The organism is Limnohabitans sp., from assembly GCF_038134685.1.
In the GTDB taxonomy this organism is placed as follows: domain Bacteria; phylum Pseudomonadota; class Gammaproteobacteria; order Burkholderiales; family Burkholderiaceae_C; genus Limnohabitans_A.
The window spans coordinates 1-8,540 of sequence record NZ_JAYPVP010000038.1 but is presented as its reverse complement, the minus strand read 5'-3'; the positions used below and the strand labels follow the sequence as shown (position 1 = coordinate 8,540).

Genomic DNA, 8,540 nt, shown 5'->3' with positions numbered 1-8,540 from the left:
GTTTCGATGCGACTGAGGTAAGTTCGAAAGAGACCCGCTTTCTCCGCAAGATCTTCTTGCGTCATGCCCTTGGCGTCTCTCAATTCCTTTAAGCGCAAGCCAAACTGACGTTGGATAAGGTTGTCTTTATATGTTTTCACGACAACCGTTATCGTTTTTGTGCTTTAATTCATACACACACTAATTCATACATTAGTGCAGCAAATCACTCACATGGAGATAACAATGAACTTCGACTTCAAACGACTTGGCGCAGCTATCACCATTCTTGCATTGCTTGGCGGTTGTGCAACTGCAGGTAAAGACATCACTGCAGCATATGTCTCACCAACACAATTCACTAACCTCGACTGCGACCAGGTTCGCATGGAGTCAGACCGTCTTCGCGGACGTGTCAATCAACTCACTGGTCGCCTAGACGAAGCTGCAAGCAATGACAAAACGATTGCATGGGCAGGTGGACTTTTGTTCTGGCCAGCTTTGTTTGCCCTGGGTGGAACAAAACAGCAAGAGGCAGAACTCAGTCGCCTCAAAGGCGAATACGAAGCGCTTCAGGCTGTAGCTACCCAAAAGAAATGTAGCTAAGCTACTGCCCTCCCCATGAAGACATTCGTACACCGAATTTCCATAGGTTGCTTGAGCTGTTCGATTTTGGTTCTGGCAGGATGTGCATCACCCGCCAGAACGGAAAACATGGCTGTTCACCAATCTGTCTCACGCACTCAGAACATGGAGCTGCGCGGAAAGGTTACTGTTCTTGAAGTCACCGGGGGGACCGACACCAATCCCATGTGGATGTCAAAGGTTTCAAGCTCAGCATTTCACCAAGCGCTTGAAGACTCTTTGCGTGCCGCAGGATTGATGGATGCCGTAGGTGCAAGAGGACAGTATCAATTGACTGCGGATTTACTGTCCCTCAATCAGCCAACGTTTGGTGGATTTGACATGACAGTGGGGTCAAGCGTTAGGTATTCTCTGGTTGAGAGATCAACACGCAAGGAAATATTTTCCAAGGTGATCCAAGCTGACTACACCGCCGCCTTTTCAGAATCTTTCCTGGGCTCTACACGCCTTCAGTTGGCCAATGAGGGAGCAATCCGAAAGAACATCACGAAATTGATCGACGAATTGAACGGTTTGCGCATACAACGTCAATAAATCGGAAAACGCACACCCAACAAATCCGTCAAGCCAAACTCGGCCAGCAAAGCCTCCAGCCGCTCACGCGCGCTGCGCTTTTTCTGGCCGGTGTATTTCGCCAGGATCAGCTCGTTTTTCATGCTGTGCTCCCAGCCCACCAGCTCGGTCACGGTCACGCTGTAACCCTGCGATTCGAGGTACAGGCAACGCAGCACATTGGTGAGCTGGCTGCCCATCTCGCGGGTGTGCAGCGGGTGACGCCAAAGTTCGGCCAGCGGCGTACGCTGCAGGTTCAGGGCCTTGCTATGGTTGAGCGCCCGCGCCAGTTCGGCCTGGCAGCAGGGCACCAGCACCATATACCGGGCTTTCTTTTGCAGGCCGAAAGCAATGGCGTCGTCGGTGGCGGTGTCGCAGGCATGCAGCGCAGTGACCACATCGATCTGCTCGGGCAACTCACTGCTTTGCGTCGACTCGGCCACGCTCACGTTCAAAAAGCGCATGCGGTCAAAGCCCAGTCGCTCGGCCAACTGGCGCGAAGACTCGACCAGTTCGCTACGGGTTTCAATGCCGTAGATCGTGCCTTTGCCCAAGGCTTTGAAAAACAGGTCGTAAATGATGAAGCCCAAATACGACTTGCCTGCGCCGTGGTCGGCCAAGGTGGGTCCTTGAGGCGAGTCGGGCAATTCGAGCAACAGTTTTTCGATGAACTGGAACAGATGGTAGACCTGCTTGAGCTTGCGCCGCGAGTCCTGGTTGAGCTTGCCGTCGCGGGTGAGGATGTGCAGCTGCTTGAGCAGTTCGACCGATTGGCCGGGGCGTACTTCGGGCGGCAGGGTGTCGGCAGGTGCAGCCGCTTTGCTTGCATGCTTTTTCATGGCGTGGCATCCACATCCAGTTTTTTCCACCCATCCACGCCCAGCTTTTCCATCGTGGCCATGTTCACCTCGTAAATCATTTCAGCCTCGGGGAAAGCCTCCACCGCACGGTCGATGCTGGCCTCGCGGATCAGGTGCAGCGTGGGGTATGGCGAGCGGTTGGTGTAGTTGGTGATGTCGTCTGGCTCGGTGCCCGCAAACTGAAATTCCGGGTGAAAGCTCGCAATCTGAAACTCGCCTTCCAGATCGAGCTCCTGCAACACACCATCAGCCTCGTCCAAAAAATCGTTGAAGTCCAGAAAGTCACGCAGCATGTGCGGCACGATCAAGAGCACGGTCTCTCGCGCTTCAGCAGGCAAAGAGGCCAGCGCTTGCAACTCTGAAATCAGCTCGTCGCGCAGGCCTTCGAGTCCCTTGGCTTCGCTGACAGCGTAATGGATCTGCCCCTTCACATGAGGTGCCTTGGCAAAGGGGCATAAGTTCAGGCCGATCACGGCGCGTTCGAGCCAGCGCACGGTGTCGGCGATGGCGATGTCTTGGGATGTCTCGGTCATGCCCCGATTGTGCCCTTGCTGAGCAAACGCTGAGCCAGCAGCGCCAACACCATCCCCGCGACACAACAGGCCACCGTGAACAATGGTGTCAGCTGCCAGCCACCTGCACGCGCAGCCAAGGCAGCTGCCGCTGGTGGCCCCATAAACTGCCCCAGTGCAGACAGCTGCTGAACCCAGCCCACGGTCGTGGCCACTTGCTGCTCGCCCGGCGCCAAGCGCACCGCAAGACTGAACAAGGTCCCCGGCACCAAGCCGCCCAGCCCGGAAAACACCAGGACCCCGATGTAACGCAGCCAAGGCCAGCTTTGGGAAAACGCAGAAAACGCCAAGGTGCTGCCCAGCGCCATGGCCGTAAAACCCAGCCAGAGGGTGGAACGCGGTAACCAACCGCGTTGCAATAACCGGCCCGAGGCCATGTTGCCACCCATGTTCACAGCTGCGGCCAAGGCCGTGAGTGCACCCAGCGCGGCACCGCTGACGCCTGCCGCCGCGTAAATGGAAGGCAAGAAGCCCACCACCGCCAGCCATTGGCCGGAGTACATGCCAAAACACAAAGCAACCAGCCAAGGGCCGCGCGCGCCCAAAGTCCGCCGCAAGCGCACCCACAGACCCACAGATGCATGCATCTGCACAGCCGGGTCTGCAGGCACCACACGCATGAGCCAGGCGGCCATCGCCAAGGCAACACCTGCAAACAACCACCACCAGGCGCCCCAGCCAAAGGCAGGGATGAACAAAGGTCCGCCAAGCAATGCCAAGGCTGTGCCGGTGGGCATGTAAGCCCCCCATACGCCCAGCATGCCCGCCAGTTGCGGGCCAGGAACCAGACGTCGAATCAAGGCTGGCGCGGGCAAGGCCACCAGCAAAAATCCCACGCCTTCCAGGGCACGACAAGCCAGCAGCACCGGCACCGACTGCGCCATGCCCCCCAAAGCACTGGCCAGCGCCAGCAACAGCAAGCCGCGCAACATGCTGCGGCGCAAACCCATACCGTCGGCCAGTACGCCCATGAACACGGCCAGCGTGAGCCCCGCCAGTTGCACCATCGACAGCAAAAAGCCCGACTGCACCAGGCTCAAACCCAATTCGGTCTGCAAGGCTGGCAAGGCTGGCGGCAGCTTGCCCACCTGCAAAGCGGCCACACCACCTGCGGCCACAACGACCCAGGCAGCACCAATCGGAGTGGCTTTGCGCGTCATGCCAGCACGCGCTTGCCGGTCAGGCGCTCGTGTTCACGCAAGGCAAAACGGTCGGTCATGCCGGCGATGTAGTCCGCCACGGCGCGATGGCGGTCTTGGCGTTCTGCAAATTCAGCGCGCATCTGTTGGGGTTGCGCCAGATAGGCCTCGAACAATTCCTGCACCACCTGTTGGGCCTGCCCCATACGCTCCATCACTTGCGGGTGGCGGTACAGGCTGGCAAACAAGAAGCGCTTGAGCTCGGCGCTCTGCGCTTTCATGGGTTCGGAAAAACGCACCAAAGGGCCCGCCTTGCGCGCATCGTCTGCCGTCACCGCACCTGCGGCAGCAATGGCGACGCGGGTGGTGTCGATCACGTCATACACCTGCTGGCTGAGCATGCGGCGCGTGCTTTCGTACAGCCAGCGACGTGGCTGCGCCTGCAGCTGAGGGTGCTGCTGTGCGGCCTCGTTCATGTATTGCGCAAACAGAGGCACCTGCTGCATTTGCTCCAAAGTCAACAGACCGGAACGTACACCATCGTCAATATCGTGGGCGTTGTAGGCGATGGCATCGGCCAGGTTGCACAGTTGTGCTTCCAGGCTGGGTTGCGTGCCTTGCAAAAACCGCTGCGCAACGCCTTGCGGCTCCTGGGCCTCCAGCAACTGCGCATTCGCGCGCGAGCAGTGTTTGAGGATGCCCTCGCGCGTTTCAAAACTCAGGTTCAGCCCGTCAAAGGCCGGATAACGGGCTTCCAGATGATCGACCACGCGCAAGCTCTGCAAGTTGTGCTCAAAGCCGCCGTGCTCAGCCATGCAATCGTGCAAGGCATCCTGCCCCGCATGGCCAAATGGCGTGTGGCCCAGGTCATGCGCCAAGGCTACCGCCTCGACCAGGTCTTCGTTCAAGCCGAGCGAGCGCGCAATCGATCGCCCCAGTTGAGCCACCTCCAGGGAATGGGTCAGGCGGGTGCGAAACAGATCACCTTCGTGGTTGAGGAAGACCTGGGTTTTGTAGACCAGCCGCCGAAAAGCGGTGGAATGCACGATGCGGTCGCGGTCGCGCTGAAAGTCATCGCGTGTTGGCGCTGCCGGTTCGATATGGCGCCGCCCCCGGCTGTGTTCGGCGTGGCTGGCCCAGGTGCTCAGTGCCATATCAGGCGCAGCAAGCGTCAATCACGGCGCGAACCACCTCGTCAGGAGCGCCGCTGACGGCAGCGCGGCCAGGCTCGTCGATCACCACAAACTTGATGTCACCCGCCTCGGCCTTTTTATCCAGGCGCATATGCGCAATGTAATCACCCGCGTTGTCAGACGGATGCAATTGCGGGCCTTGTATCGGCAGGCCGGCACGCTCAATCAAGGCGCGCAGCCGCTCCACAAAGGCCACATCCACTTTGTTCAAACGCCAGGACAGCTCGGCTGCCATGACCATGCCGCAACCCACCGCCTCGCCATGCAGCCAGGTGCCAAAGCCCAGACCCGCTTCGATCGCGTGGCCAAAGGTGTGGCCAAAATTCAAAATGGCGCGCAGGCCGGACTCGCGCTCGTCCTGGCCCACCACCCAGGCCTTGATCTCGCAGCTGCGCTTGACGGCGTGCGCCAGCGCCTGTGCATCGCGCTGCATCAGCGCGTCAATATTGGCTTCGATCCAGTCCAGAAAACCCATGTCCGCAATCGGCCCATACTTGATGACCTCGGCCAGGCCAGCGCTGAGTTCGCGCATGGGCAATGTCTTCAATGTGTCCAGATCACAAATGACGCGCTGGGGTTGATAGAACGCGCCGATCATGTTTTTGCCCAACGGGTGGTTGATCGCCGTTTTGCCGCCCACCGAGGAGTCCACCTGCGCCAGCAAGGTGGTCGGCACTTGCACAAAAGGCACGCCGCGCATGTAGCTGGCCGCGGCAAAGCCGGTCATGTCACCCACCACGCCCCCGCCCAAGGCAAACAACACCGTCTTGCGGTCGCAGCCATTGGCCAGCAAGGCGTCAAAAATCAGGTTCAGGGTTTGCCAGTCCTTATGCGCCTCACCATCGGGCAGCACCACGGTGTGAATCTGCGCATAGTGCGGCTGCAGGCCCTGGCGCAAGGCCGCTTCGTACAACGGGGCCACGGTCTCGTTGGTCACGATCACGGCAGCGCGCGCCTTGGGCAAGTTGGCGTAGGTTTGCGGCTGACCGGTCAAACCAGCGCCAATAAGGATGTCGTAACTGCGATCGCCCAGATCGATCGCTACTTGCACTGGGGAAGAGGTGTTCTCAGCCATAGCCCTCAAGTGTAGCGAGCCAGGCCTGGGGCCTGCGCTTAAGCGTGTCGAACAGGCAACACGCCCGCCAGCTCCAGCTGCATCAGGATCATGTTGACCAAGGTAGACACGGAGGGACGTCCGGTTTCGATCACGAAGTGCGCCGTTTCGCGATACAGCGCATCGCGGGTTTCATACAAATTACGCAAGCGGCCCATGGGGTCGTCCACTTGCAACAAAGGGCGGGCGGTGTCGTGCTTGACTCGGCGGTACACATCCTCTGGCGTAGAGCGCAGGTAAATGACATGGCCACGCTCGTGCAAGCGCTGGCGGTTGTTGGGACGCAGGCAGGAGCCTCCACCGGTCGCCATCACGCCTTCGTGGTGCTGACTCAGATCGTCAAGCACCTGTTCTTCCACGTCACGGAAACTGTCTTCGCCCTCGCGAGCGAAAAATTCGCGGATCGAGCAGCCCAAACGCTCTTCAATCACATGGTCCGAGTCGACAAAAGACACCCCCAACCGCCGGGAAAGCTGGCGGCCAATGGTGGTTTTGCCCGAGCCCGGAAGGCCCACAAGAATGATGCGCAAGACGGAAGTCCAAGAGAAAACGACAGGACTCCAAGTGTATTCGCTTCCGCTGTCTGCTCAGCGCGACGGCGGTTCTGGGGGCGCAGGGCCGTCCTCACCCGCTGTGGAAGGCTGCACCAGCAGCTCAGCGCGTTCAGCCACCACTTTGGGCGTCAGAAACACCAGCAGCTCGGTGTGTCGATCGACCTGCTCCCGGCCTTTGAACAACCAGCCCAGCACAGGCACCTGCGACAGTCCAGGCACACCCGTCTGGTCCTGGTTCTGGGTTTTTTCGTAAATGCCACCCAACACCACCGTCCCGCCGTTTTCCACCCTGACCTGGGTTTTGACGTGCTTGGTATTGATGGTGTAGCCCGACTGCGTCAGTTGCCCCACACTGTCGCGGTTGACATCCACATCCATGATCACATCCCCCTCGGGAGTGATTTGCGGGGTCACTTCCAGCTTGAGGTTGGCTTTACGAAAGGTGGTGGAAGTGCCGGTGTTGCCCGAAGAAGTCTGGTAAGGAATTTCCGTTCCCTGCTCGATCAGTGCGGGGGTTTGGTCAGCCGTTACCACGCGGGGACGTGAAATGACCTGGCCTTTACCCTGAGACTCCAGCGCGGAAATTTCCAGGTTGATGAACCGGTCTGCCGCCGCATTGAACAGGGACACTGCCACACTGGCCGGCGCATAGACAGCCTGCCCTGCCCCCGTGGCCGGAAATGACGATTGCGGCAGCGTGCTGACCCCTGCACCTTCTGGCATCAAAGCGCCCCCCAGCTGGCCTCGCCCTGTTTTTCCGCCCACCGACAAAGGCACCGACAGACCCGCCCCCAGCTTGACGCCCAGCGACTCGCCAAAGCGACTGTCGGCCTCGAGGATCCGTGCCTCAATCACCACCTGGCGCACCGGCACATCCAGCGCATTGATGATGTGTTCCATCGCCTGTACACGGTCTGGCACATCGGACACAAACAGCTGGTTCGTGCGCGGCTCGGCCATGACCGTGCCGCGCGCACTGAGCCATTTGCCCCCTGCTCCTTGCAATTGCTTGGCCACGTCGGAGGCGCGCGCATACAGCAATCGCCTGGGCAAAAGTTGCAAGGGCTGCGCTTGTGTCAGCACCAGGCCCGCCTCCACATGCTGCTTTTGCTGATCCAGCCACTCCTGACGGCTCATCACCCACAGCACATTGCCCATGCGCCGATGCATCAGCTTGTTGAGACCCAGCACCAGCTCCAGCCCCTGCTCCCAGGGGACCGCCTGCAGCTGCAAACTCACCTGCCCCTGTACCTGCTCGGACAAAACCAGGTTGAGTCCTGCCTCGTCGGCCAGCATTTTGAGTACTGCACGCACATCCGTCGCATCAAGATCCAGCGTCACGGCATGGGCAGAAATGGGCAGATTGGCGGCCATGGTCCAGTGCACGGACCCAGCGATCGCCAGAACACCGATGAATCGGAAGCACTTTTTCATGGCCTCTCCTTTTTATGCATCTTCAGCCGCAAGCCATCTCTTTGGCTTTCTTTCGTCAGCCACACCGAAGCCCCGGGCCCGAGGCTATGGAGCACATGCCCTTGGGCACCCACCCGTTGACCGACCCGCACAGCCCACTGACAAGGCCCTGCACGCAACACCGCCTGGCCCGGATGCTGATCTCCCCCTTCGAGCAAGCCCACCAGCTGCAAGCCTCGCACCGGAGACCTCAACGTGTTTTTGGCACACTGGGTCTGGTTTGCCAAAGTGCTATCGCCTGCAGGCACCGATGCCGCAGGCGACATCGGCTTGGAACCAAAAGGATCCGGCAGGAGAGCCTGCTGCACAGGTATCCACTCGTGCACATCCGCAATCCATGCACCCTGAACCGTCTCCAGATCCGACAACATTACCCGCCACTGCCCCTCAATCTGCAATTGCGCCTGTCCCGCAGCTGGGGCCATCGACAGTTGTACAGGCCACCAAGCCACGCCCTCT

11 protein-coding genes are annotated in these 8,540 nt (G+C 59.6%); 2 read left to right on the top strand and 9 right to left on the bottom strand.

Annotation, left to right across the window (positions count from 1 at the left end):
* On the bottom strand, positions 1-140 hold a 140-nt coding region (locus tag AAFM15_RS11720; protein WP_371833108.1), incomplete at its 3' end, for a helix-turn-helix domain-containing protein.
* Positions 141-225: 85 nt separating this feature from the next.
* Here AAFM15_RS11720 and AAFM15_RS11325 point away from each other — a divergent pair.
* Positions 226-585: a hypothetical protein gene (locus tag AAFM15_RS11325; RefSeq protein ID WP_341686820.1), complete on the top strand. Its 360-nt coding sequence runs from the start codon at positions 226-228 to the stop codon at positions 583-585.
* 108 nt (positions 586-693) lie between these two features.
* Positions 694-1,158, top strand: a complete 465-nt coding sequence (locus AAFM15_RS11320) for a hypothetical protein (protein WP_341686819.1) — start codon at positions 694-696, stop codon at positions 1,156-1,158.
* Here the strand turns inward: AAFM15_RS11320 and AAFM15_RS11315 are convergent.
* The 8 genes from AAFM15_RS11315 to AAFM15_RS11280 all read right to left on the bottom strand — a co-directional run.
* The gene (locus tag AAFM15_RS11315) at positions 1,152-2,015 is read right to left on the bottom strand and encodes an SAM-dependent methyltransferase (RefSeq protein WP_341686818.1); all 864 of its coding nucleotides are present in this window, start codon (positions 2,013-2,015) and stop codon (positions 1,152-1,154) included. The two genes, AAFM15_RS11320 and AAFM15_RS11315, sit on opposite strands and share 7 nt — an antisense overlap.
* Positions 2,012-2,569 carry a DUF1415 domain-containing protein gene (locus AAFM15_RS11310; RefSeq protein WP_341686817.1) on the bottom strand — a complete coding sequence of 186 codons (558 nt, stop codon included), beginning with the start codon at positions 2,567-2,569 and terminating at the stop codon, positions 2,012-2,014. Before AAFM15_RS11310 ends, AAFM15_RS11315 begins: the two co-directional genes overlap by 4 nt.
* Positions 2,566-3,768 carry an MFS transporter gene (locus tag AAFM15_RS11305; RefSeq protein WP_341686816.1) on the bottom strand — a complete coding sequence of 401 codons (1,203 nt, stop codon included), beginning with the start codon at positions 3,766-3,768 and terminating at the stop codon, positions 2,566-2,568. The genes AAFM15_RS11310 and AAFM15_RS11305 overlap by 4 nt, the downstream gene beginning before the upstream one ends.
* Positions 3,765-4,901 (bottom strand): deoxyguanosinetriphosphate triphosphohydrolase, encoded by a 1,137-nt coding sequence (locus AAFM15_RS11300; RefSeq protein ID WP_341686815.1) that lies wholly within the window; start codon positions 4,899-4,901, stop codon positions 3,765-3,767. The genes AAFM15_RS11305 and AAFM15_RS11300 overlap by 4 nt, the downstream gene beginning before the upstream one ends.
* A gap of 1 nt (position 4,902) precedes the next feature.
* On the bottom strand, positions 4,903-6,015 hold the full coding sequence (aroB, locus tag AAFM15_RS11295) for a 3-dehydroquinate synthase (protein WP_341686814.1): 1,113 nt from the start codon (positions 6,013-6,015) through the stop codon (positions 4,903-4,905).
* Positions 6,016-6,053: 38 nt separating this feature from the next.
* On the bottom strand, positions 6,054-6,584 hold the full coding sequence (locus AAFM15_RS11290; protein ID WP_341686813.1) for a shikimate kinase: 531 nt from the start codon (positions 6,582-6,584) through the stop codon (positions 6,054-6,056).
* A 57-nt stretch (positions 6,585-6,641) separates the two neighbouring features.
* The gene (locus tag AAFM15_RS11285; RefSeq protein ID WP_341686812.1) at positions 6,642-8,042 is read right to left on the bottom strand and encodes a type IV pilus secretin PilQ; all 1,401 of its coding nucleotides are present in this window, start codon (positions 8,040-8,042) and stop codon (positions 6,642-6,644) included.
* On the bottom strand, positions 8,039-8,540 hold a 502-nt coding region (locus AAFM15_RS11280; RefSeq protein WP_341686811.1), incomplete at its 5' end, for a hypothetical protein. The genes AAFM15_RS11285 and AAFM15_RS11280, both read right to left, overlap by 4 nt.